This window comes from Vibrio sp. S12_S33 (assembly GCF_963889785.1).
Classification (GTDB): domain Bacteria; phylum Pseudomonadota; class Gammaproteobacteria; order Enterobacterales; family Vibrionaceae; genus Vibrio; species Vibrio aestuarianus.
Genome location: NZ_CAWPQZ010000003.1, coordinates 23,730 through 48,586, shown reverse-complemented (window position 1 = coordinate 48,586; position 24,857 = coordinate 23,730). Strand labels below are relative to the sequence as shown.

Genomic DNA, 24,857 nt, shown 5'->3' with positions numbered 1-24,857 from the left:
TAAGACTCAAACCATGGTATGAAGGGAGTATTTCAGAAATGTTTCACTTGAATTTCAGTAAGATGACAAATGCTTAAATGCAGATCATTATGTCACTTGTCGCTAGTATTTATTCTTGCAGGCTGTAGCAATGTGCCAACGTCACCTCAAACAAACGCTACTACTGTGACGCCGCAAGAGGTTAAGTCGATCATCAATAATTCCGGAGATGAGCTCGGTTTGGTATTTCAAAGTTGGCAAGGAGTGCCTTATCAACTTGGGGGAAATTCAAAAACGGGGGTTGATTGTTCTGCATTCGTTCAAATTGCGTTTAGAGATGTGTGGCAAATCCCATTACCAAGAACGACTCATTCACAAAGCCAAACGGGACGTCAGGTTAAATACAACAGCGCACAACGAGGAGACTTGGTGTTTTTTAAAACATCAAGAACCACTAACCATGTTGGGGTTTACTTAGGTAATAAGAAATTTATGCATGCTTCGACATCCAAAGGTGTAATGATATCGAGGATTGATAACCCATATTGGGCATCTAAATTTTGGCAGTTTAGGCGGATAATAAGTCCGCCTAACGTCAATTAATCGTACTTCGCTACTGCAGAATCAAACAGGTTTTTCACCAATGCGATATATTCATCCAAGAAAATAATCTGTTCGTTAGTTGCAGGTTTACTCCAAACGCCAGCCAACACTTCACCCAGATCTTCAACGACTGAATCCGCTTCTTTTAATAGCTGAAAACGAACACTTGAATGCATGTCTGGGTTTTGTTCAAAAATAGCCATGATGTTACTGGCAACCATATCGGTTACCACATCTTCCACACTCTCTGAGCCAATATCCCCACCAGATGTAAATACATCCATATTAAAAGAGAGGTGCTCAATCAGAGCCAAATAGCCATCGGTTTCTACAACCACTTTAATTCTCCGCTTTACCGCTTAATTGCCAGTAATTACTGTACCTTAAACAATACTAAGCCATGTCAGCTCTTTTTCACAGATTTGATAGTTTAATGGTGCGATTTTTCATCAATTTATTGATAAGAATCTAGTATCAATAATATCTCAAACTTAAATATCGCCGATAAAAATGAAAAATGTAGTCCTTTAGGGCATGTTTTTTAGTGTTTATTGCTCCTGAACCTTACTTTCTCGTCACAAAATCAACAATATTCATGCACTAAATCACATTTATGAGTATTTATGTATCTTGATGCCTAAAGAGATGAAATTTGTGCCATGGTAGTCTGAAATATTTGTAAGCATAGCCTAAACTACGAATTATTAAGTGAATAAAGCAGAGGTCATTATGTGGCAAAGGCTCACCCAGCAATTATCCGACACGCTAATGTTTCAATTCGACCTAGTTGAAAAAACCAAAATCAGTGGTGGTGACATTAACGACTGCTATATGATTAGCGATGGTGAACAGCGTTACTTCGTGAAAACGAATACCCGCAATTTTTTACCCAAGTTTGAGATAGAAGGTGAAAATCTTCGTACACTCCGTGAAACTTCAACGGTATCGTTGCCTGAACTGGTAATGATCGGAACCAGTAAAAACCATGCTTTTATTGTCTTAAATTATCTTCCAACTAAGCCTCTTGATGATGCCAATAATAGTTACCAGTTTGGTGTACAGCTTGCAAAATTACACCAATGGGGTGAGCAAAAAGAGTATGGCTTTGATAGTGATAATTATATTGGTAGTACGCTACAACCGAATCAATGGCATAAAAAATGGCATCGTTTTTTTGCCGAGCAGCGCATAGGTTGGCAGTTACAGCTGCTACGTGAAAAAGGAATTGAACTGGTTAATATCAGCGAATTTGTAGATGTAATCCAAACACGATTAGCTAATCATAACCCTCGCCCTTCTCTACTTCATGGGGATCTTTGGCACGGCAATGTTGCTAACTCTGTCACTGGCCCGATTTGTTATGACCCCGCTTGTTACTGGGGAGATAGAGAATGTGATATTGCGATGACTCAGCTATTCGAAGGGTTTCAGCCAGAGTTTTACCAAGGCTATGAAAGTATTCTACCACTGAGTTTAGATTACGAAGAACGTAAAGCGATTTACAATCTTTATCATATTCTTAATCACTACAATCAGTTTGGGGGACGTTATCTTGCTGAAGCGGAAAGTCTCATTAAGGAAATACTCTCTTATTAAATATGAAAATTATATAGGTAAACATCGTTAAAGAATTGGTATAAATGACTACGGGGCTGTTTTATGGATGAACTCAAACTTTACACTTAATTTGCCGCTTTAAGTAACTTCGGAGGCTAGTATTAGGATATCTCAATGATGTAAGGATAGAGATATGCAGAATTATACAGAAAGACAAGTTACGTGCCCGCATTGTGGTCACTCAATTCGAATTACTTTAGATGCTTCTAATGGCAGTCAAAATTTCTACGATGATTGTCCAGCATGTTGTCATGCTATTCATCTCAACATGATGGTTGATGAACGTTTAGATACCATAGAATTATTTATCGACGCAGATGACGAACAGATTTTTTGATTCAGATAGAGCGTCTAAATGGGCGCTCTATCTGATTTTGAATTATCGATTTTGGCTCGCCAACACGCGTTCTACAGTGTCAACTATTGCTTGTGTTTGAGGATCAAATTCAACATTGATTTTATCTCCGACCTCTCTCATAGAAAACAGCGTGCGTTTTAAGGTTTCTGGAATTAAATGTACGCTAAATTGATTGTCTTTCACTTCACCGATAGTAAGAGAGCATCCATCTAGACCGATGTAACCTTTAGCTAGCACGTATTTCATAGATGCTTGAGGTAATGAGAACCAGATGGTACGGTTATTCGGTGTATCAATCACCTCTGAGATTTCCGCCATTAAAGCAATATGCCCTGACATATTATGGCCACCGATTTCATCACCAAATTTGGCAGCTCGTTCAATATTGACATGGGAGCCAACCTTTAGCTCTCCCAAGTTGGTTAACGTAAGCGTCGCTTGCATTAAATCGAACCATACTTGCTCTCCCTCGACTTTAGTGACGGTTAAGCAACATCCATTGTGAGCAACTGACGCCCCTACCGCTAAATCTTGATTAAGTGGTGCTTTTAGCTCAATAACGTGGGTTTGAAACGACTCTTTTTTCTCGATGGCAGCGATTTTTGCCATTCCTTGCACGATACCTGTAAACATTTTGTCATTCCGGCAGTTTTTCATGGAGCTTAGTGTGACATTTCTTTATCATCCTTCCCAGTGCGACTTGTCACTTATTTTTTGCACCATTTTTGCTCATCCTTCCTCTGGAGAATTCTGTGCATCGTTACAAACTAGAAGCTTCAAACCTAATAAAATTAGCATCACCTGTACTTGTTGCCTCTATCGCTCAAACGGGAATGGGCTTTGTTGATACGGTGATGGCTGGCGGCGTCAGCGCAATTGATATGGCCGCAGTATCAATTGCAGCCAGTATTTGGCTACCTTCGATTTTATTTGGTGTTGGGCTACTAATGGCATTAGTTCCTGTCGTAGCACAATTAAATGGCTCCGGTCGCCAAAAGAAAATACCTTTCGAAATTCAACAAGGTGCAGCGCTAGCACTTTTTGTTTCTATTCCGATCATTGGAGTGCTGTTTCAAACCCAATGGATTCTTAAATTGATGGACGTTGAACCGTTAATGGCGGAAAAAACCAATGGTTACATGTATGCGGTGATGTTCGCTGTTCCTTCTTATCTTTTATTTCAAACATTACGCAGTTTTACTGATGGAATGTCGCTAACCAAACCTGCGATGGTTATCGGCTTTATCGGTTTGTTGGTTAATATCCCTTTGAACTGGATTTTTGTATACGGTAAGTTGGGGATTCCAGAAATGGGCGGTGTCGGCTGTGGAGTTGCCACTGCGATTGTCTATTGGATTATGTTTTTCATGTTGCTGTTTTATGTAATAACTTCCAAACGAATCGCACACATTAATATTTTTGGAGAATTTTATAAGCCGCAGTGGAAAGCACAAATCCGACTGTTTAAACTTGGTTTCCCGGTTGCAGCAGCAATTTTCTTTGAAGTGACACTGTTCGCTGTTGTTGCTCTTTTGGTTGCACCATTAGGGTCATTAGTGGTAGCCGCCCACCAAGTTGCACTCAATTTTTCCTCCTTGATTTTTATGCTACCAATGAGTATCGGTGCAGCGGTGAGTATTCGCGTTGGGCATAAATTAGGAGAGAAAGATATTGAAGGAGCAACTATTGCTTCACGTATAGGGTTATTGGTTGGGCTTTCTACCGCCTTCATTACCGCCACATTAACCGTTATTTTCCGTGAACAAGTTGCCTTACTTTATACAGAGAATAGTGCGGTGGTCGCGATGGCTATGCAATTACTATTGTTCGCAGCGATTTATCAATGTACTGATGCAATTCAAGTTGTCGCTGCCGGAGCATTGCGTGGCTATAAAGATATGACGGCTATCTTTAATAGAACTTTTATCGCCTACTGGATCATTGGTTTGCCGACAGGTTATGTGCTAGCAATGACAGATATGGTTGTTGAGCCGATGGGTGCAAGCGGTTTTTGGATTGGGTTTATTGTCGGCTTGTCTTCCGCTGCGTTAATGCTTGGTATTCGTTTACATTGGATGCATAAACAAGAAGACCATATCCAATTGGATTTCGCCTCCAAATAAACGATTAAAGCCAGACTTGATGTCTGGCTTTTTAGTATTAGATCGTAGGCCTTTCTCTGAGATAACGAGCAAACCTAGGCTTTCCTTCTGCCGTTAGCCCATTAAATCGAAACGTGATTGTAGAACCTATCTTCGGTGGATTTTTCCTGACCTCATCAGAAAAGCCACTGCCAATATAAAATTCAACCCCATTGTCTAACTTTACCAATACTGAACCCATTAGTCCCTCGTATTTTCCTTGTCCTAATTTGTAACCAATGACCATGGCTTCGGAGTCTTGATGCTTTTTGAGTTTAAGCATGTCATTGCTGCGACCGGCCTGATAACGAGCATTAATTTTGCGCAGCATCACTCCCTCACCTTTTTCGTCATTTACGCTATTCAAATATCCAAGTAATTCGGCTTCTGATGCTATCGGTGTATGCTCAATATATTTTACGTGCTTGCTATTGGTTTTTGATACTAAATCAACAATATTGAAATAGCGTTTTTGATAACCCCCTGTCGCTTCTGGCATATCAAACAACATTAAATTAATCCTCATCCAAGCTTCATCATTCGGAGTGGTGTCTAATACGGTTTGTTGCACGTGATAAAAATGCCCTCGGCCAGCCCATAACTCACCTTCTATCGCGTAATTTGGCAAAGGATCGGTAAACCATGTCGGTGCATTAATTCGCTTGCCACTTCGAGTCTGTAAGTCATGCCCATTCCAAATGGCGCGAATACCATCAAGCTTTTCGCTTTTCCAATACTCATCAATATTAATGCCATGCTGATAATTATTAGCAGCAGCGACCTGAATAAAAGCCAAAGAACCGTCAGTAGCAATAGCATGTTGAGCGCTGAATATGGCGATGGATAGGCAAGAAAGACGGAATAACATCTCGATGTGACCCGGTTAATGAATAGTGGCTAAATAATGTCGGTCAACATATAGGAGAGAAAGAGCAAAACGAAAATAGTGTGAGAAGTATCATAGATATTAGCGGTAAAGAGGATTATTTATTACAAATTATACTGACAGAGATCTATTTCTAGTTTCTATTCCCCCCTATCAAAATGAAAAAAAATGATTTCTCATTTTGAGAATCATCAATAAGCCATCCATATTGTATTGAATTATAAGGAAATAATTTATGGCACATTATCTGCTCTATTAGATTACAACTACTGAGGAGATACCGTCATGGAACTACGTAAAATTGAAACAAATAACATCCAACTTACTCTACATATTGAAGGCAATTTAGATGCCGATGGCTGCCGCCATGTGCAATCTCATATCGATGAAGTGATTTCCCAAGATACATATCAAGAGATCGAAATTGATTTTAGCAACGTTCAGTTTCTCGATTCATCAGGTGTTGGAGCGTTAGTTTATCTCTACAAACGTCTTGTGGAACGCGAGCGTAACATGCGAATTGAAAACGTACGTGGGCAGCCATTAGAGATTATGAACTTACTTCGTATTGGTCATGCTATTCCCGTTAACTCTCGTTCTCATTAATACTATAGTTATATTAAACATAATAATAATCACTAACTGGAGACGTTGGCATGCGCTTATATTATCGATACATAGCGTTGTTGATAGCCACAACTTTAACCTTAGGTTGTACTAGCTATCCACAACAAGGGACTGGCGGTCTGGCGGAGTCTTACGCCTCCGCAGGGTTTTCTCCCGTGATGCCAGACGAACCACTTGGCCCTGAACACGGTCTGCGATTTGATTGGCAGCTTGCCAAGTTGCATCTAGACGCGCTAATTCGTGAAGGGGCTAAATGGTGTTTTCCTGCCGCAGTAGTACAAGCCTTAGAAAAACAAAACCGTATTGCGCGTGAACTAGAGGGTGGGCTATTACTTGATGCAGCCAACGATTTAGTGATTCAACGCAACCGTCTGAATCGGTTAGAGCAGCAGTTAGATTATGTCACGTCGCAAACTCGTTGTGCTCCACCGAGTGATCAAAATCAATTAAATCAACAATTAACGGTTGTTGATAAGTTGTTTAAACTACTCAATGTCGATAACCAATTCGCCTTTGATTCTATAGAAATTAACCCTAAATTTATGGGCTATTTGGCGCAAGCTACTCACCTATTAAATGAGTATCCAATGCTCTCCGTCGTGGTGACAGGCCATGCTGATTCAACAGGAAGTGAAGAACACAACAACAAACTAGCCAAAGGCCGAGCAGAGCAAGTAAAACGCTACTTAACCATTTTTGGTTTAGAAGCCAAACGCGTTTCAACACAATCTTTAGGCGATAGTTTACCCTTATACCAAGGCGACTCACCAGCTGTTCAATTAACAAATCGTCGCGTTAGCATTGAAATCATCTCAACTGAAGAGCACTCAGTGACTCCGTCACTAGGAGGACTTTATGAATAAGCTCAATCTTCTCATTCTAATCATTTTAGCTATATTCACTCAGTCGTCACTAGCGAAAGAAACGACGGTTCAAGTCGGCGATCTTATTCAAGTCAATCTTCCTGGTGAAGAAGAGTTAAATCGTGGTTTTCAAGTGGACAAACGTGGCCGTATCACTCTGCCTGAAATTGGACCCATTTTTGTTGTGGGTTACGATGAAGGACAATTAAGTAAAAGCGTGACCGAAGCATTAAGTACCGTATTTCGTGACTTATCTAATGCGAAAATATTCATTGCAGAGCAACAGGTATTAATCTCAGTGCAAGGTTATGTCTCTTCCCCTGGTGAGTATACTTTGCCCAGCAATGCTGATATTCAGACGGCACTTCACGCTGCTGGCGGTCTGAGATCCGGCGCTCAGCTCGATAAAATGCAGCTTAAACGTGGTGGTGAAAAATCCGAATTTAATTACAAGGCCTTTTTAGATTCCGGTAACGACAATACCCTACCGAAACTTCAGTCTCTTGATACCTTATTTGTTCCAGCCTCACCACTTGTGGGTAATATCGAGCAAGAATTTGATGCTGCAAAATTGGCTAATTCGGGTGACAGTGCAGATAGTCGTAATGCAATTAAAGTCTTTGGTGAAGTGAATGCCCCCGGCTCATTCACTTATCAAAACAGCTCAGACTTGGTTGATATTTTAATGCGATCTGGTGGTGTCACTCGCTATGCTGGCGTGGAACAAATTCGAATTATCACCAATAACAATCCGCAGATTTTTAATCTTAAGCGATATCTTGATACTGGAGATATTGGCTTACTACCAACCCTTTCACCAGGAACGACTATTTTTGTACCTAAACAAGAAGAGGAGATTAAATCTGGTGCAAATATGGTTTATGTGATGGGCGAAGTGGCTCGCCCTGGTGCTTTTGAAGGTAAGAAAGGTGCAACCTTCATGGATATTTTGGCTAACGCTGGCGGGCCAACGCGCTTTGCAGAATCTCGTCAAATTCGCATCATTAAAGCTAACGGCCAGGTGATCCGCTTTGATTTAACCGCATACACCGAAGGACTAACGGGTGAAAATCCTCCTAGCATCGCATCCGGTGACGCTATCTTCGTTCCCGAAAAAACAGACATGAATGAAAAATCATGGCTGAAAGTAGCACCAGACCGTGCTGTCAGTGTAATTGGTGAAGTTATTCGACCTGGGCGTGTTGAATGGTCTGACGAAATGGATTTAATGGATCTACTCGCACATGTGGGTGGTCCAACATTACGCGCAGATACAACCAGAATAGAAGTAGTAACAACGGATAATCGTCTGCATGTTTTTAACCTTGATGCTTATATTCAAAAAGGAGCCCCGACGTCGGAATTGCCTTTGATTCGTGCTGGCTCAATCATTCGAATTCACGATCTTCCTCAAGATCCATCGGATAATAAATCACAATGGGTACGCCAAAGTTCGGATGCTTCTATTTATCTATTCGGCCAAATCAACGCCCCGGGGCGCTATCGTTTCACCACGGAAATGCACTTCCTAGATATTCTTTCTGCGGCTGATGGCCCGACAAAAGATGCAGATATCCATAACATTCGCATTACTCATCGCGATAAAACCTATGCACAGGTCAGCAAGTTGAATTTATCGCTTTATTTTGAAACTGGTGATGAAAATCTGCTGCCTAAAGTTAAACCCGGTGACACCATTTATATTCCAGAGAAAAACCGTAACTGGCTCGATCGCTCTAAAGAATCAACGGTACGTGTACTTGGTTCTGTGAATAAGCCCGGTCGATATGTATTTAACGACACAATGACTATTCTCGATATTTTGGCTGAAGCTGGTGGTCCGAGTGACTCAGCTTATCTTGAGAAAATTACTGTGGTTAATATGTCATGTTGTCAAGGGCAGGCGCGTTCATTCAACTTAGTCGAATTTAGTAAAACCGCGAATATCTATCAACTTCCCGTACTGCGTGCTGGTGATACAATTTACATTCCTGATCGTAGTGAGAGTTTCATGGAAAAAGCACGTGTCGGTTTAGAGGATATTTTGCGTCTAACTACCACCATCGTACTGATAGGAGCTTTATAATGTGTATTCCTGCAACCCATGCTGAAATTGAACAAATCTATATGGCGGCAGAGTTAGCAGACTGCCACTCACTATGTATTACCGCCTGTCAAACTGGTGAGGGGGTAACTTCGGTAGCAAGTGCACTCGCCGAGCGTTATTTACTTGCAGGCCATCAAACATTATTAGTGGATTTAAACCTATTTAACCCCGCCTTTCGTAACTTAGAATTGACCATTAATAGCAATCAACAACAAGAGTATTGGATAGAAAATAAAGAGACCCATCAGTTATTTACTGGGCTTGCCATTCCCAATGAACGTGCAACCCAACTGGCCTATAAAGATCCAAATACCATGGCAAAGGCGGTAGCCGGTTGGATGAGCAAATTTGACCGCGTCATTGTTGATACCTCACCATTACTGCAGGTTAATAAAGGGAATATTCCCGCACAAAGCGTTGCCAGTGCGTGTGATAAAACCATTCTAGTGGTAATGGGCGGTGCCACTACTTCCGGCCAAATCAGTACCGCAATGAATTTATTACAGTCGGAGAAAATCGACTTTTTGGGCTCGGTTCTCAATATAAAAAACCAACCGCCGTTGAGTCAAGAGTTGGTCAGAGAATTAGACCGCATTCCTTTTATTCCTCAATCTTGGCGCGAACGAATCAATCACTGGTTACTGAAAAATAATTTCCTTTCTGTTTCTGCTTAACAACACACTTTGAATCCTTGGCGTAAAACTTGCGCCTTCTCTCAGCTTACAGAAAAAGCTGACTTATAAGCCACGATAAAGGAAACAAACGCTATGATAAATAATAAGTTTGGAATAATGCTAGGTGAGAAGTTAATGACAAAAGATGAGATGGAACAATGGGTTGATGAGTCTATTTTACAACAGATGATTAAAGATACTGGTGTAGAAGTCATCCCTTTTCTTATTGAGCATTACCTCAAAGAGTGCGAATTACGTCTCTCTAAAATTCAACTCGCAACGATAGAACAAAACCTACCAGCGCTAGAGTTTGAATCACATACTTTGGGTAGTACTTCTCTTGCTTTGGGTAATCGCCGCCTATCTGAATTAGCTCGCAAGATAGAAAAACATTGCCTCATAGGAGAGGCTGATATTGCATTTAGCCTTGTTCCTAAATTAGAAAAGCTAGCGCATGATTCTATACGCGCGCTAATTCAACGTAAAGCTCTCGGATTCTGAAATGCCTCAACTTCAAATAATTGGCGAACAACATTTCACACAATCTTAACCTTATGCTAGAAAATATGGATACAGGTGAATATCAAGCTATAGAACAAGGACGTGAAAATGAGACCCAAAGTATTACTCGTTGAAGATTCCACCTCCCTTGCCGTACTTTATAAACAATATGTCAAAGATGAGCCCTATGACCTGTTTCATGTAGAAACGGGGCTAGAAGCCATCGCATTTATCGAACGTAACGTACCACAACTAGTCATTTTAGACTTAAAGCTACCCGACATGTCTGGAGAGCAGGTACTGGATTGGATTTCTGACAATCAAATACCAACCGCCGTTATTGTGGCCACCGCGCATGGTTCTGTCGATATCGCAGTCACCTTAATGAATAAAGGCGCAGAAGACTTTCTGGAAAAACCGATCAAAGCAGATCGACTCAAAACTTCAGTTAATCTACATCTAAAGCGAGCTAAGCTAGAGCATCTAGTTGAAGATATTAACAATAAATTCGATAGAACTCGTTTCCATGGTTTTATTGGTGCTTGCCTGCCAATGCAAGCAGTATACAAAATCATTGATTCCGTCGCTCCAACAACAGCGAGTGTCTTTATCAATGGTGAGAGTGGGACGGGTAAAGAGGTGTGTGCTGAAGCCATTCACAAAGAAAGCCAACGCAGAGATAAACCCTTCATCGCTATTAACTGTGGTGCGATTCCACGTGATTTAATGGAAAGTGAGATTTTTGGTCATGTTAAAGGCGCATTCACTGGCGCAACAACAGACCGTAAAGGGGCAGCATCATTGGCTGATGGCGGAACACTATTTCTCGATGAATTGTGTGAAATGGAATTGGAGATGCAAAAGAAGCTATTGCGGTTTTTGCAGACAGGAACCTTTACTCCTTTAGGTTCTTCCAAGGAACACAAAGTTGATTTGCGAATCATTTGTGCTACAAACCGAGACCCTCTAAAAGAAGTTGAAGAAGGTCGTTTCCGCGAAGACCTTTATTATCGTGTTCATGTGGTACCGATTGAAATGCCACCATTGCGTGAACGTGGAAATGATATTGTAACGTTAGCAAATCATTTTTTACTGCAATATGCCAAACAAGATAAGAAGAAATTTACAGGTATCAGCCGTGATGTGGAGGCGGTATTCAAACGTTATACGTGGCCTGGCAATGTACGTCAGCTACAAAATATTATCCGTAATATCGTGGTGCTAAATGATGAGAGTAAAGTTTCCGTTGCGCACCTACCAGCTCAAATGCATCAACAACGAACTGTCAAAATCGAATTGGTTAGTGATACAGCTTCTTCAACAATGTCAGCTACACCTCTGTCGGAAGTGAGCGCGGTTGGGCATCACGAAGCAATTCCTTTATCTGAAAATCCATCTTCTTCTCATCAAATGGTGATTCGCCCCATGTGGCAAATAGAACGAGAAACCATACAGCAAGCGATTGATTTTTGTGATGGTAATGTGCTTAATGCCGCAGTGTTACTAGAGCTGAGCCCTTCGACTGTTTACCGGAAAAAACAGGCATGGGAAATGGAAGATGAACAAAATCATAGCCAATAAGGTTTGGTTGCTGCTCGATAGCTTAGTGTTTGGTGGGATTGAAACCTACGTGCTTGAATTGGCTCGTGGGCTTCTGTCTCATGACGTGAATGTGGAAGTTATATTTATCCAGCGGTATGAGCAAAGTAACCAACTTGCTCTACAACTGACGAAATATCAGATCCCTTTCTTTTATCTTTCCGATCGTTACTCAACAAACAATCCGTTCTATGCTCTGATACAAGCGGTAAAAGATGAAAAGCCCAGCGTAATTCACTCTCATGGTTATAAAGCCAGTATTTTCAGCAAATTATTGGTATGTGTACCGGGTTGTAACATGAGACAAATTAGCACCTTTCATGCCGGTGAAACGCCAAAAGGGCGCGTTTGGTTTTACGATACACTTGATCGCTATACAAGTTTTCTATCTAAACACCGCTTTGCCGTCAGTGAAAAAGTGGCTCGAAAAATCCCATATCCGGCGTTAGTATTGAATAATTTTCTTAATGTGGGTGATCTTCATCTTTCACTAGGAAAACAAATTGCCTTTATTGGGCGCTTAAGTCATGAAAAGGCGCCCGATCATTTTCTTCGCCTAGCACAAGCTAGCCCTAACCTTTCATTCCATTGTTACGGCTCTGGACCAATGGAAAAAACACTCAAGGCAAAAAAATCACACAATCTTAAGTTACATGGTCATCAAATTGAGATGAATATTGTTTGGCCAAAAGTTGGTTTACTGGTGATTTGCTCACGCTATGAGGGACTGCCTATGGCGGCATTAGAAGCTATGGCGCGTGGTATTCCCATCGCTACCGTTGATGTTGGTGACCTCCCCAAATTAGTTATCCATGGAAACAATGGATTTATCGTTGATCACTATTCTCAGCTTTCTGATGTTATCGAGCGTTGGTCGACAATGAGCTCACAACAAAAAGAGTCCTTGAGCCAACACGCCAAACAAACTATTCAAGAGCACTATTCTAGTGATGTAATGATTCCAACAATCCTTGGCTTTTATTTTACTTAAACTGACTCTCATTTTGAGAAAATGCCATCCCCTAGCTATCCTGACATTACCTCAACAAAATAATACTTTTAAAAACAGTTAAATAGCACAATTTTATCATTGGCACTCCATTTGCAATCCTTTCCTTAACGAAAGCAAAAGGAGGTATTATCATGAAAAACCGTAAACGCGTGTTGTTTGTCCATTACGGTGATAATTGGATTCGCGGTAGTGAACAATGTTTGCTTGATTTAGTTACGCACCTAAACCGAGCTCAATACACTCCTTATGTCTGGACCAATTGCGAAGCCCTGCATCATAGAATGCAAAACGATGCAGTGCACAGTGAGTATTCTCCATTTACTTTACTTCTAGGCTGGAAAGCCCCTCGATTCAGCGTGCTAGGTTGGTATCGCTTAGTAAAACAAGGCATCGATTATATAAAACGGGCGCAAATTGATATCATCCATGTCAACAGCGGCGCTCCCTGCCAGTGGATGAGCCTTGTAGCTAGAATCACCAAAACACCGATGGTGACACAACTACATTCTGACTATCCAATGCGCGATCGCCTAACGCTCGGACTGCATTTTTCGCCACATATTATTGCCGTCAGCAAAGCGATTACTGAGCATTTACGTCGTGATGGATATAAACGTGATCGCCTCTCCGTCATTCATAATGGTATTGATGTTGATCGGCTTAAACATTTTTCTGCGGTTGATTTAAATGAAAAATTAGGGATTGCTGATGATGCTTACGTGTTCATTACCGTTGGTTCTTTAATACATCGTAAAGGGATTGATCGTATATTGTCGGCGATCCGTCATCTGGTATTAGAATATCCCAATACTCATTTATTGGTGATTGGCGAAGGACCTCAACGGCACTCTTTAGAACTCAATGCGGATGAGCTGCGTATCAATAATCATGTCCATTTCGTGGGTGAGCAAACTAACGTTCAGGATTGGCTTCATGCATCAAATGCGTTTGTCAGCGGGGCTCGAAATGAGGCGTTTGGCTTGGTGATTATTGAAGCTGCACTTGCCGAACTACCGATTGTTGCCCCCAGAGTGGGCGGCATACCTGAAATAATTCGCCATAAGCAAACTGGGCTTCTTTATGAAAACTCCTCGATCAAACCTTTAGTCGAAGCAATGCGAGCCGTGATGAAGCATCCTTACCCTGCACGGGCGCTTGGTGTACGCGCAAAACAGAATGTACTTGCCCGCCATACAATCCAACATAATACGCGAGCGATTGAGTTTGTGTACGAACAGTTATTAGAAGCGCAAAGCTTACCGGAGTTTTCTTGGTTAGCGGCATTTCGCCCAGTGAAAACTTACATAACAAAGCACTTTGCTTAGGAGGGGATGATGAACTTTCACCCAACTCATTGTATTATTTTTGACCCCATCGCCTTTAAAGGCGGGTCAAAAATCGCGACCAGAGAAGCGTTATCTTTATGTGACCACACCACCACGCGCTTTACCGTGATCACATCCAGTTTAGAGTCATGGCAAGACGTTGGATTTAGCGACAAGCAAATGGTCGACTTTATTTCATTACCTTCATTTCATTTTATTGCCAAAGCGACTTCTGGGTTTGCATTTTGGTTTAAGCAATGCATTTATAGTCTTTATCTGTTGTTCCTTTTATTGAAGCTTAGTCGAGTTTCCATAGCAATTGGAGCATCTGGTCCGGGTATTGATATGCCTCTATATCTTCTAAGACCAATCTTTCGCTTTAAACTATTGCAGTTTATCCACGGCCCTGTCGCTTGCTCACGATCAATTGGTTATTGCTTAACTCAAGCAAACTCTGTCTTTTATCTACCGTCCACTCAACGCAGTTTAATCAATGCCCTTTGCCGTTATTACCAAACTCAATACACTTATCTTGATGCTAGTTTAATTGCACAATTTGTCTGTCAAAGCCGCCAGTTTACTCCTTTTGTTAATGGTATCACTCAAGATAAATGGCCATCGCCTTGCCAATATGAAACTCCAGTGGTGTTTTGGTGTGCTTCACTACTCAAATGGAAAGGGTTAGACCTATTGTCTGAGTCACTCTCCGAGATAAACGAGATTCAATCTTGTCGCGCAAATATCTGCTTTATTCGCCCGCAAGATATCTCGCTCCCTTGCAGTATCGCACCACAAAAACTAGCTCAAGCTCAGTGGTACGAAGACCCGAAAAATCTGGATGATATACGTCGACAAAGCAATATATTCGTATCAACTAGCCACCATGAACCGTTTGGCTTGTCGATATTAGAAGCATTAGCAGCGGGTATGTGTGTCCTCATCCCACAAGATGGGGCGTATTGGGATGACGTTTTAACTCATGATCTGAATTGTATTAAGTATCAACCTAATAATAGCAACAGTCTAAGCGAAGCAATTTTATATGCCAGCGCTGAACAATTAGTCATAGCAAGAATTGGTACTAAAGCTGCGCAATTTGCACACCAATATCATGCTGAAAGTACATATTGGGCTATTGGTTATGCTATTAATCATCATAATAAGAGACTACCTTCTACGGCTCCTATGTCGCTAAGGAGTTCATTGTGATTCTGTCGCATCCAATGAAAAACATGGGCATTTATGCCTTAAGTCTATTTCTCAGTAAGGGTGTCTCTTTATTCATGCTGCCTTTAATTACCTACTACTTAACGATTGACCAAGTCGGAAAGATCGAGCTTCTGGCTACCATCAGCGCATGTTTAGGCATTATGGCAGGTTTAGCCCTACATGAATGTCTATACCGATTTGCCGGAGTAAAAAAAACACAGCATCAACGATGGATAAAAGCAAGCGAGTTGTTCACCTTTGCATTGATATTGGGCACATTGATTGCTATAGGCTTTTGGCTAGTTTTTCAATTCATTCGTTTCTCCACTTCCGTGAGTTTACCTTTTACAGTACAAGAGCAAAGCTTGATTTTATTGGTTGTTGGATTAGAAGGCGCCATTGCGATCAGTACCGCTTGGTTAAGGATGATCGACAAACCAATGTTGTTTTTTAAAATCAGTATTACAACAACGGGTATGCAAGTATGTGGCATTATGGCGGTATTACATCTATTTCCGACGGTTATAGGTATCCTAACGGTAGGCGCTGTAGCAAGCGTTGTTCAGTTATTATTGCTTCAACACTACAATCACTTTGATTGGCAGTGGCCTGCACGACCTAAAGTGTATCTAGGTTATGCACTTCCTCTAGCTCTATCAGGCTTAGTTGCTTTTGGATTGAGTGGCTCAGAGCGTTGGATCATCGCCTTTTCAAGCTCACTAGAGCAGTTGGCTCATTACGCTATTGCCATCAAACTTTCCTTAGCAATGTGTATACTGGTTCAACCTTTTGGTATGTGGTGGATGCCCAAACGTTTCACTACTTTGGAGCAAAAAGGCCCACAACAAGCGGTAAAATACACACAATATGGCATGGTTTATATTGCGTTACTCACAGTCACCATCGCATTTGCTGGGCAAGTCATTATCCTTTTTTCCTTACCATTAGAATATGCCGATGCAGCCAAAATGTTAATTGGTACCTTAGCAGTGGCATTTTTTAAAGAGCAGAGTGAGCTGTTTAATCTGGGTTTACTTCATCATAAAAAAACACATTGGTTATTCGCAATTAACCTTACCGCAACCACTGCCGGCTTAACCCTGTGTGGGTTTTGGGCTACTATTGGGATTAGCGGGATACTGATTGCGCTGATCATTGCTCAAGGCTTTCGTTGCTTATTGGTTATCTATTTCAGCCATCAATTACAGCCTATCCCCTATGCTTACAAAAGCTCTATCGCATTGATGTTCGGCGTTGGTTTTTGCTTGATCATCGCATGGCATGCTGAACTTATCTGGATGTTAATCATGGGGTCTATTCTCGCACCAATTATGATATTGCTAATGGCACTGATAACACGTCTTGTCATTTTGCCTAGTGCTTGGTTTCATCCTTCATTCAAATTCAGCAGCCGATAGTAAGGAAACCAGTATGGAGATAAATAAAGTCAGCCGTATTTCAACGATTATTATGGTTAGCTCGCTTTGCTTAGGGATCGCCCTACTTTGGTTATATATTCCTAACCCAGCAGTTCCTATTGCCATTTCCTTACTGCCATTTGCTATTTTGTTCGTAATTAACCAGACTTTCTGGTTAGTAACCTTATTTGTGGTGTTTTCTTTCTTTCGCTTGCATGAAGCGTTTCCCATTTTATTTGCACTAAAAATCCCACTCCTTCTTTCACTTGGCGCGTTATCAGCCCTACTTTGGCACACCTTAATAAGCCGAGACTTAAAAGTCTATTGGCACCACTCATTAACTTTCTTAACGATATTCTGGGCATTGGTTATCATCGGTATTGCATTTGCCTCGAATCGTGGAGAAGCTCTGGCGAATTTTAAAAGTATTTATTGGAAGATCATTGTTATGACACTTGCCATCGTTTGGCTGGTGAACACATCACAGAACCTAGGACGAATTTCACTGTTAATTACGTTATCTGGCATGTTGATTGCCATGGTGGCGATCAGCAATTCTATTAATCAAATAGGGCTAGTGGAAGGAACTCGTGTCACCATTGGCCGTGAATTAGGCTCTATGCTGGGAGATCCTAATGATCTAGCACTAGTGCTGATGTTTCCATTGGCTTTTTCCATTAGTTTAACAACGACTCAAGGTATTCATGGTTTCGTTCGTTTTATTAGTCTTGTTGCCACCGTTTTGTTAACAACCGCAGTGATTGCAACCCAAAGCCGAGGAGGATTACTCGGCGCTTTTGCAGTGATTGGTATTTATGCCTTTAAACTAATTCGATCCAAAGTGCTTTTGCTTAGTATCGGCGCTGTTGGCGCTTTGGTGATGTATTATGCGGCAGGTATTTCAGATCGAGCTTCCGGCGGCGCTGCTGAGGCTGGAATTGATGCTTCGGCAATGGGCCGTTTATATGCATGGGAAGCTGCGTTTAAAATGGCATTAGATAGACCTTTGACTGGCGTTGGTTTAAACAATTTTTACTCAAACTATTTTTTTTACAGCCCACATTGGGATGGCTTGAATCATGCTGTACATAGCACCTGGTTTGGCGTACTGGCTGAAACCGGTTTTCTTGGACTGATAGTTTTTATCCTATTTATCATTTCGCTCATTGTAACCGCCCGCAGAACACTAAAACACCTTGGCCATTATCAATCTGTCGTTGCACCAAACCTCATCGCGGCCGCCAACGCCGTCTATGCAGGTTTAATGGGGACCATCGTCTCTGGAACCTTTTTAACCCAAGGTTTTAACTGGCCCATTTACATTTTGGCCGCACTCACAGTTGCTGTTTCCTATATCGCTCAAAACGATTGTCAAAATGAGAATTAATCAGTTGGTCATTTCAATTGATAAATATCCATTTGATTTTTAATACATTATTTTATGGCACATAACATGAACTATTAAAAGAAAAAGACTTCGTTATTTTTCAAAATAGGACATTGTTTATGTTGGCATCTAGAGTTCATCAATTCAAAATTTGGTTACAATATCACCCGAATACTTCATTGCGTTCTATTTTCTTTTTATTGAAAAAGATACGCTCATTTGAAATCCCATTCCCGCAAATATGGAATAAAACGTTGTACTTCTTTCTAACGTTGATCCGCACATTTATTAGCAATTTGTCTCGCTTATTGTTTTATACCCCAGCATTTAGAGGTAGAACATCTCAAAGTGGGCAACGCTTGTATTTGTATGGCGGGCTCCCTTTTATTAGTGGTCCTTTACACATTCAACTCGGCGACGACTGTCGTATCTCTGGGCAGACTACATTTAGCGGGCGCACTGCTTCACAAAACCCACAACTATTGGTTGGGAATAATGTTGATATCGGTTGGCAAACCACAATTGCGGTGGGTAATAAAGTGGTAATTAGCGACAACGTTCGAATAGCCGGTAAAGGATTTTTATGTGGTTATTCTGGCCATCCACTGGATGCGAAACGTCGCGCTTTAGGTGAAGCCGATGATCTCAACCAAGTCGGTGACATTATTTTAGAAAAGGATGTCTGGTTGGGTACCAATGTCACCGTAAAAAGTGGTGTCACTATAGGTCAAGGCAGTGTCATCGCCGCTGGTAGTGTTGTAACAAAAAGTATTCCGCCTTTTGTTATTGCCGCAGGAAATCCTGCGCAAGTGATAAAAACCCTCAAGTAAGGAGACATCGTATGCGTGATCTAATTGTATTTGGTGAAGATTGGGGTGGCCTACCCTCAAGTACTCAACACTTGGTTGGTCGTTTGGCACAAGATCGTCAAGTGGTATGGGTTAACTCGATTGGCTTACGTCAACCAGCGCTTACATGGCGGGATTCAACGCGCGCTGTGCAAAAAATACTAGGTAAAACTAAAACTGGCTATAACCACTCGGCTAAACAAACTGAGTTAAATTCAATCAAAGTCGTTAATTTACGCACAATACCAGCGCCAAAAAGTGCGATAGCACGCCGTATTGCAAGGGATGTCATGCTACACCAACTGCATCCTATCCTAAAAAAAATGTCGCTTAGCTCGCCGATTTTATGGAGCTCGTTACCAACCGCTGCCGATCTTTGCGGGCATTTGAATGAATCAGCGGTGGTGTATTATTGTGGGGATGACTTTTCTGCCTTAGCGGGGGTTGATCATCGTGTGGTTACAATGCATGAACGATGCCTTGCTGAAAAAGCGAATTTAATTTTCGCCGCCAGTGAAAATATCAAAGCTAAATTTCCAGCGTGTAAAACACAACTTCTTCCTCATGGTGTTGATACTCAGCTTTTTTCAACTCCGTCACCACGTGCTAGCGACCTACCGAACAATGGCAAGCCTATCGCAGGTTTTTATGGCAGCTTATCTCAATGGCTTGATTACGATTTAATTCATCACATTGCGTGCAACTTACCCAACTGGGAATTTGTGTTCATCGGTCCAATAGAATTATCGTCGTGCCAATTACCTAAGTTACCTAACGTGCATTACCTTGGCCCCAAAGCGCATTATTTACTGCCTAGTTACAGCCAGCACTGGAATGTAAGCTTACTGCCCTTCAAAGCAAACCAGCAAATCCAAGCCTGTAGTCCGTTAAAGTTAATGGAATACTTAGCTGCAGGCAGTGCGATTGTCACAACTGATTTTCCGGCATTGAAACCATACCGTAAGCACATAAATATTGCTCAAAATAGTGAAGAAATGGTCAGTATGCTGCACCTTGCTTGCCAGCAACCAAAACTTCCACGAGATATCGTGACTCAAGAGAGTTGGGATAGCCGCAGTCAATTCGTCAATTGGATGTTGGAGCTATTATGAATCAACTAAAATTACGTCTATTGGTGATTCTTTGCGGTGCATGGCGCAGACGCTATTTAATTGCACTGCCAATGCTTATTTTACCTGTAGTTGGCTTACTCGTCTCCTACCTCACTCCGCTAAAATACCAATCACATACCAGTATGTTGATCCAAGAAACCGCCAAAATGAATCCTTTTTTGGAAGATATCGCAGTATCAACCATGCTCAATGATCGCATGAGCGCACTCAGCACTCTCTTGAAGAGTCGCCATGTTCTATTTTCAGTTGCTCAGGAGCTTGAATTGGTCAATGACACGCTGTCGGGTAGCGAGATAGAAAGAGCCATCAACAAATTATCCAACAACCTTTCAATCAGCATGCTTGGCAAAGATTTTATTAAAATTGAGTTACAAGGTTCATCCCCTAAAGGCATGAAAGAGACGTTACAAGCTGTGAGCGAACATTTTATTGACCAATTACTTGCTCCTGAACGCTCATCAATTCGAGACTCAAGCGATTTTTTAACCATGCATATTGAAAAACGTAGGGCTGAGTTGGATATTGCAGAAAATGCGCTCGCTATTTATAACAACCAAAATTCATCCGTTTCACCGGAAATGCAAACGCAAAGTTTAAATCGGCTTGCGGCTTTGAAACAATCATTGTCAGAAAAGGAGGCTGAGTTATCCGGCGTTAAAAAAGGACTAGGTAGCTTGGATGAACAGCTTTCAAAAACCAATCCGGTGATCGGTAAAATTGAAGATAAAATAATTCAAATACGCAGTAATTTAGCATTACTTCAATCAAAATACACCGACTCTCATAGTTTGGTGCAAGCTAAAAAACGCGAATTATCGCGTTTAGAGTTAGAAAGAACGACCATACTCGGACAAGGGCACTCTAACTTGAATAGTGACCAGCTATGGGATATAGCCAGTAGTAATACATTGTCTGATTTAAATGAAGTTCAGCCATTACTCGTCACTCAACTGCAAGGCCTACAAAATGCACGTAGCCGTTATGAAGCGTTAAATGAGGAAACAAAAAGTTTACGCCAAATCATTTTCGAATTAGAGAACAAAGCTAATAACTTTGGTGACAATGCCAAAGAATTATACCGTTTAAAACGCGATGTACAGATTAAGCGTCAGTTGTACGATGAGTTACTACAACGCTATGAAATGGCGCAACTAACCGGTTCTCTTGGTGTGTTTGAACAAAACAAACGGGTGAAAATCATCGATTTACCTTATACACCAAGCACACCATCCAATCTACCTAGCATTTTGTTTGTGATAGCAGGCTTTATTGCTGGGATTGCATTAGGCTGTGGGCTTGCCACCGTAAGTGAATTGTTTGATACCAGCATTCGTCGTCGTGATGAATTGGAAAACCTCACCAAATCTCCCGTTCTTACCGTTATACCGAAAGTCTCTCTTTGATTTTGCAAATCTAACGTTCAATTCGATTCTCAGATTGGAATTGAACGTTAGCCCCAATAAAAAAACCACCTATAGCATTGAAAAATAACATTATTTTTATTGGCATACTTCATGCTCTATCTACTTTAAACCTAGTTGTTAAAGGATGACATGATGAACAACCAGCAACCTTACCGTCGTAATGTTATACATGTAGTTCAGCATCTTGCTCCTGGTGGGCTTGAAAGCTTAACGCTCGATTTATTGAATTTTGCAAACCCACAGATCAATACTCTCATCGTCAGTTTAGAAGGAAATAAAGAAGCAGCGATTAAGAACTGGCCGAAGCTTGAAGCCTTTAGCGACCGGTTATTATTTCTGGATAAAAAAAACGGTGTACACCTAGCTATGATTCCAGCCCTAGTTAATCTGTTTCGCTTTCTTAGAGTTGATGTGGTGCACACTCATCATATTGGTCCATTAATTTATGCGGGTATTGCAGCCAAAATAGCAAAAGTTCCGGTTCGAATTCATACCGAACATGATGTTTGGCATTTAGAGAATAAAAAACATTTCAACTTACAAAAATGGGTATTGAAGGCTGTCAAACCAATTCTTGTTGGGGACGCAAGTTATGTTGCTGACACATTAAGACAACGTTTTAATTATGCAAATACCATTACCGTTAAAAATGGTATCGACTGCGATAAATTTAACTTAGGCTCAAAAAAACAAGCACGCAAACAACTTGGCTTAGATGCAGACACCACCTTTATTGGTTGTGCTGGTCGTCTAGAAACAGTGAAAGGCCATGATTTAGTAATAAAAGCATTAGCACTACTGCCGGATTCTGTTCACTTAGTCATTGCGGGGCAAGGTTCACAAAGGGATAAATTGCAAGCCCTAGCTAAACGTTGCGCTGTCACCTCCCGCGTTCATTTTCTTGGTTTAGTTGAAGACATGCCTATTTTTTATCAAGCCATCGACCTATTTTGTATGCCGTCACGCTGCGAAGGTTTTCCTCTTTCACCATTAGAGGCTCAGGCATGCGGAACATCCGCAGTGCTGACCAATGTCGGCGCATCACGCGAAACGCTTTGCCCATTGTCTGGATTTATTGTCAAACCAAATCGAGTATTGGATCTCGCCATAGGCTTGAAGCAAGCTTTAGACTACCCCATATGCTTTAACCCAAGAACGTTTGTGCTCGCTCACAGCGATATTCGACAAATGGTGAATTCGTATGAATCTTTAGCTACGGAGGCGTTAGCATGATGGAACTTATCTTAATTGTTGTATGTATAACCTGTGGCGGTTTGATTATTTATCATCATATTGGATATCCCTTGTTTCTTAAGTGGTACTCCAAAAACCATCCAATCAAAACCGTCCCCAAAACACTAAGAGGTTACCGTCAAGCGCAAAATGACTCTTTACGCCCAAGTGTGACCATTGTGGTCCCTGCCTTTAATGAGTCTCGCTGGATTGCTGAAAAAATTCGCAATCTCGCAGCTCTTGACTATCCCAAAAGCCAACTGACCGTCATTATTGCCTGTGATGGTTGTACAGATGATACTGTAGAAATAGCAGAACAAACCATACAAGAAGCTATTTGTAGCGATACCTATTTTGAGGTCCATAGCTATACGGTTAACCGCGGAAAAGTGGCGTTACTGAATGATGAAATGACGCATGTTCAATCTGAAATCACGGCTTTTAGTGATGTTAGTGCTTTAATCTCATTGGATGCTTTGCTCATTGCTGAGCAGCACTTTATGAATCCAGATGTAGGTGTCGTGAATGCTCAGTATCAGTTACTTGATCAAACCAACCAAGGTGAAACAAATTACTGGCGTTATCAAGGACAAGTCAAACTGAATGAGGCTTCACTAGGATCCACCCTTGGGGCTCATGGTGCGCTTTATCTCTTTCGAACCACTTTATTCGAACCTTTATCTGAAAATACGATCAATGATGATTTTGTACTGCCTATGGAAATCATTCGTAAAGGATATCTCGCGCATTACGAACCCAATATGGTAGCCCTCGAACTTGAGCCTACCCAACAAGAGAGTGATTTCAAACGACGTTTACGTATTTCTGCCGGTAACATGCAACAAATGATTCACTTATTTGAATTGCTTAGCCCACGATATAAAGGTGTTGCTTTTGCCTTCTTTTCTGGGAAAGGATTGCGTTTAGCAACCCCATACTTGATGCTGATTTGCTTCAGTTGCTCACTTGTACTCATGCATAATTTTTTATTCATGATTCTGTTATTACTACAAATATTTACCTATAGCCTAGGGGCATTAGGCGTGCTATTCCCACGACTATTTAGCTACAAAATTTGCCAATTAGTGGCATATATCGTTGCTGGTCATTATGCCAATTTTATCGGTGGCCTACGCTACCTACTTGGATTAGAAAATGGCCGTTGGGCTCGAGTCAATCGTTAAGGAGATGATGATGAAAACTCACAAACTTACTCGCCTATCCGTTTACGCAACCAAGCGTGGCTTTGATTTTATCGGTGCTACACTTGGTCTGCTATTACTACTACCCATTTTACCATTTATTGCATTAGCGATTAAAACCACATCATCAGGACCTGTTTTATATCGCCAATTGCGAGTGGGTAAATCAACCCCTGAAAAAATGGTGTTCTTTGAAATCATCAAATTTCGTACCATGTATGAGGATGCTGAAACCCGCTCTGGCGCTGTGTGGGCAACCGAAAATGATCCTCGTATTACTCCTATTGGTCGTTTTTTGAGAAAAACTCGCTTGGATGAAATTCCACAACTATTCAATGTATTAAAAGGCGAAATGTCTTTGATCGGACCACGCCCAGAAAGACCCGGTTTTTATCAAAAACTCGAGCAAGCCATTCCCTATTTTGCAGATCGAACTTATGGAGTATTACCTGGAATTACTGGCCTTGCCCAAGTTAATCAAGGTTACGATACCTGCATCGATGACGTTCGACGCAAAGTCGGTTTTGACCATAGTTATGCGTTATCCATGAATTCATTAGGTGGATGGCTGAGTATGGACTTAAGTATCCTCACTAAAACCTTGATAGTGATGATCGACGGTAGAGGACGTTAAGCAATAAAAAAGGTGCGAGAACCGCACCTTTTTTTATTACATATAGTTAATAGCGCTAATAATTAATACTTAACTTG

24 protein-coding genes are annotated in these 24,857 nt (G+C 41.3%); 21 read left to right on the top strand and 3 right to left on the bottom strand.

Features of this window, described 5'->3' with window-relative positions:
* Positions 1-69 precede the first annotated feature (69 nt).
* Entirely contained in the window at positions 70-582 is a 513-nt protein-coding gene (locus AACW06_RS02255) for a C40 family peptidase (protein WP_192073814.1), read from the top strand.
* On the opposite strand, the gene AACW06_RS02250 is transcribed toward AACW06_RS02255, so the two are convergent.
* Positions 579-920: a DUF3802 family protein gene (locus AACW06_RS02250; RefSeq protein WP_192073813.1), complete on the bottom strand. Its 342-nt coding sequence runs from the start codon at positions 918-920 to the stop codon at positions 579-581. The two genes, AACW06_RS02255 and AACW06_RS02250, sit on opposite strands and share 4 nt — an antisense overlap.
* A 391-nt stretch (positions 921-1,311) precedes the next feature.
* Here AACW06_RS02250 and AACW06_RS02245 point away from each other — a divergent pair, with 391 nt between their 5' ends.
* Complete coding sequence (locus AACW06_RS02245; RefSeq protein ID WP_192073898.1) at positions 1,312-2,178, top strand: fructosamine kinase family protein; 867 nt, start codon at positions 1,312-1,314, stop codon at positions 2,176-2,178.
* A 154-nt stretch (positions 2,179-2,332) separates the two neighbouring features.
* Positions 2,333-2,536 (top strand): CPXCG motif-containing cysteine-rich protein, encoded by a 204-nt coding sequence (locus tag AACW06_RS02240; RefSeq protein WP_053311503.1) that lies wholly within the window; start codon positions 2,333-2,335, stop codon positions 2,534-2,536.
* A 42-nt stretch (positions 2,537-2,578) separates the two neighbouring features.
* On the opposite strand, the gene AACW06_RS02235 is transcribed toward AACW06_RS02240, so the two are convergent.
* Positions 2,579-3,190: a riboflavin synthase subunit alpha gene (locus AACW06_RS02235; protein ID WP_192073812.1), complete on the bottom strand. Its 612-nt coding sequence runs from the start codon at positions 3,188-3,190 to the stop codon at positions 2,579-2,581.
* Between the two features lie 119 nt (positions 3,191-3,309).
* On the opposite strand from AACW06_RS02235, the gene AACW06_RS02230 reads away from it, so the two are divergent.
* A complete protein-coding gene (locus AACW06_RS02230) occupies positions 3,310-4,680 on the top strand; it encodes an MATE family efflux transporter (protein ID WP_192073811.1) in 1,371 nt (456 codons plus the stop codon).
* A 37-nt stretch (positions 4,681-4,717) separates the two neighbouring features.
* On the opposite strand, the gene AACW06_RS02225 is transcribed toward AACW06_RS02230, so the two are convergent.
* On the bottom strand, positions 4,718-5,566 hold the full coding sequence (locus AACW06_RS02225) for a DNA ligase (RefSeq protein WP_192073810.1): 849 nt from the start codon (positions 5,564-5,566) through the stop codon (positions 4,718-4,720).
* A 303-nt stretch (positions 5,567-5,869) separates the two neighbouring features.
* Between AACW06_RS02225 and AACW06_RS02220 the strand changes: the two genes are divergently transcribed.
* The 17 genes from AACW06_RS02220 (at position 5,870) to AACW06_RS02140 (ending at position 24,780) form a co-directional block, all read left to right on the top strand.
* The gene (locus AACW06_RS02220; RefSeq protein WP_053311499.1) at positions 5,870-6,190 is read left to right on the top strand and encodes an STAS domain-containing protein; all 321 of its coding nucleotides are present in this window, start codon (positions 5,870-5,872) and stop codon (positions 6,188-6,190) included.
* A 50-nt stretch (positions 6,191-6,240) separates the two neighbouring features.
* Positions 6,241-7,074, top strand: coding sequence for an OmpA family protein (locus AACW06_RS02215; protein ID WP_192073809.1), 834 nt, complete (start codon positions 6,241-6,243; stop codon positions 7,072-7,074).
* Positions 7,067-9,160, top strand: a complete 2,094-nt coding sequence (locus AACW06_RS02210) for an SLBB domain-containing protein (RefSeq protein ID WP_192073808.1) — start codon at positions 7,067-7,069, stop codon at positions 9,158-9,160. Before AACW06_RS02215 ends, AACW06_RS02210 begins: the two co-directional genes overlap by 8 nt.
* A complete protein-coding gene (locus tag AACW06_RS02205) occupies positions 9,160-9,855 on the top strand; it encodes a chromosome partitioning protein ParA (RefSeq protein ID WP_192073807.1) in 696 nt (231 codons plus the stop codon). Before AACW06_RS02210 ends, AACW06_RS02205 begins: the two co-directional genes overlap by 1 nt.
* A gap of 93 nt (positions 9,856-9,948) precedes the next feature.
* A complete protein-coding gene (locus tag AACW06_RS02200) occupies positions 9,949-10,356 on the top strand; it encodes an Hpt domain-containing protein (protein WP_238336617.1) in 408 nt (135 codons plus the stop codon).
* A gap of 108 nt (positions 10,357-10,464) precedes the next feature.
* On the top strand, positions 10,465-11,937 hold the full coding sequence (locus tag AACW06_RS02195) for a sigma-54-dependent transcriptional regulator (protein ID WP_192073806.1): 1,473 nt from the start codon (positions 10,465-10,467) through the stop codon (positions 11,935-11,937).
* On the top strand, positions 11,915-12,946 hold the full coding sequence (locus tag AACW06_RS02190; RefSeq protein ID WP_192073805.1) for a glycosyltransferase family 4 protein: 1,032 nt from the start codon (positions 11,915-11,917) through the stop codon (positions 12,944-12,946). The genes AACW06_RS02195 and AACW06_RS02190 overlap by 23 nt, the downstream gene beginning before the upstream one ends.
* Positions 12,947-13,098: 152 nt before the next feature.
* A complete protein-coding gene (locus AACW06_RS02185) occupies positions 13,099-14,292 on the top strand; it encodes a glycosyltransferase (protein WP_192073804.1) in 1,194 nt (397 codons plus the stop codon).
* A gap of 9 nt (positions 14,293-14,301) precedes the next feature.
* On the top strand, positions 14,302-15,501 hold the full coding sequence (locus AACW06_RS02180) for a glycosyltransferase family 4 protein (RefSeq protein ID WP_192073803.1): 1,200 nt from the start codon (positions 14,302-14,304) through the stop codon (positions 15,499-15,501).
* Positions 15,498-16,919, top strand: a complete 1,422-nt coding sequence (locus AACW06_RS02175; protein WP_192073802.1) for a lipopolysaccharide biosynthesis protein — start codon at positions 15,498-15,500, stop codon at positions 16,917-16,919. Before AACW06_RS02180 ends, AACW06_RS02175 begins: the two co-directional genes overlap by 4 nt.
* A gap of 13 nt (positions 16,920-16,932) precedes the next feature.
* Positions 16,933-18,306, top strand: coding sequence for an O-antigen ligase family protein (locus AACW06_RS02170; protein ID WP_192073801.1), 1,374 nt, complete (start codon positions 16,933-16,935; stop codon positions 18,304-18,306).
* Between the two features lie 119 nt (positions 18,307-18,425).
* On the top strand, positions 18,426-19,136 hold the full coding sequence (locus AACW06_RS02165) for an acyltransferase (protein ID WP_192073800.1): 711 nt from the start codon (positions 18,426-18,428) through the stop codon (positions 19,134-19,136).
* A gap of 11 nt (positions 19,137-19,147) precedes the next feature.
* A complete protein-coding gene (locus AACW06_RS02160) occupies positions 19,148-20,266 on the top strand; it encodes a glycosyltransferase family 1 protein (protein ID WP_192073799.1) in 1,119 nt (372 codons plus the stop codon).
* Positions 20,263-21,690, top strand: coding sequence for a GumC family protein (locus tag AACW06_RS02155; RefSeq protein ID WP_192073798.1), 1,428 nt, complete (start codon positions 20,263-20,265; stop codon positions 21,688-21,690). The genes AACW06_RS02160 and AACW06_RS02155 overlap by 4 nt, the downstream gene beginning before the upstream one ends.
* A gap of 150 nt (positions 21,691-21,840) precedes the next feature.
* On the top strand, positions 21,841-22,944 hold the full coding sequence (locus tag AACW06_RS02150) for a glycosyltransferase (RefSeq protein ID WP_443262655.1): 1,104 nt from the start codon (positions 21,841-21,843) through the stop codon (positions 22,942-22,944).
* Positions 22,941-24,128, top strand: a complete 1,188-nt coding sequence (locus AACW06_RS02145) for a glycosyltransferase family 2 protein (RefSeq protein WP_192073797.1) — start codon at positions 22,941-22,943, stop codon at positions 24,126-24,128. Before AACW06_RS02150 ends, AACW06_RS02145 begins: the two co-directional genes overlap by 4 nt.
* Positions 24,129-24,138: 10 nt before the next feature.
* Positions 24,139-24,780, top strand: a complete 642-nt coding sequence (locus AACW06_RS02140; RefSeq protein ID WP_443262652.1) for a sugar transferase — start codon at positions 24,139-24,141, stop codon at positions 24,778-24,780.
* Positions 24,781-24,857: the final 77 nt, after the last annotated feature.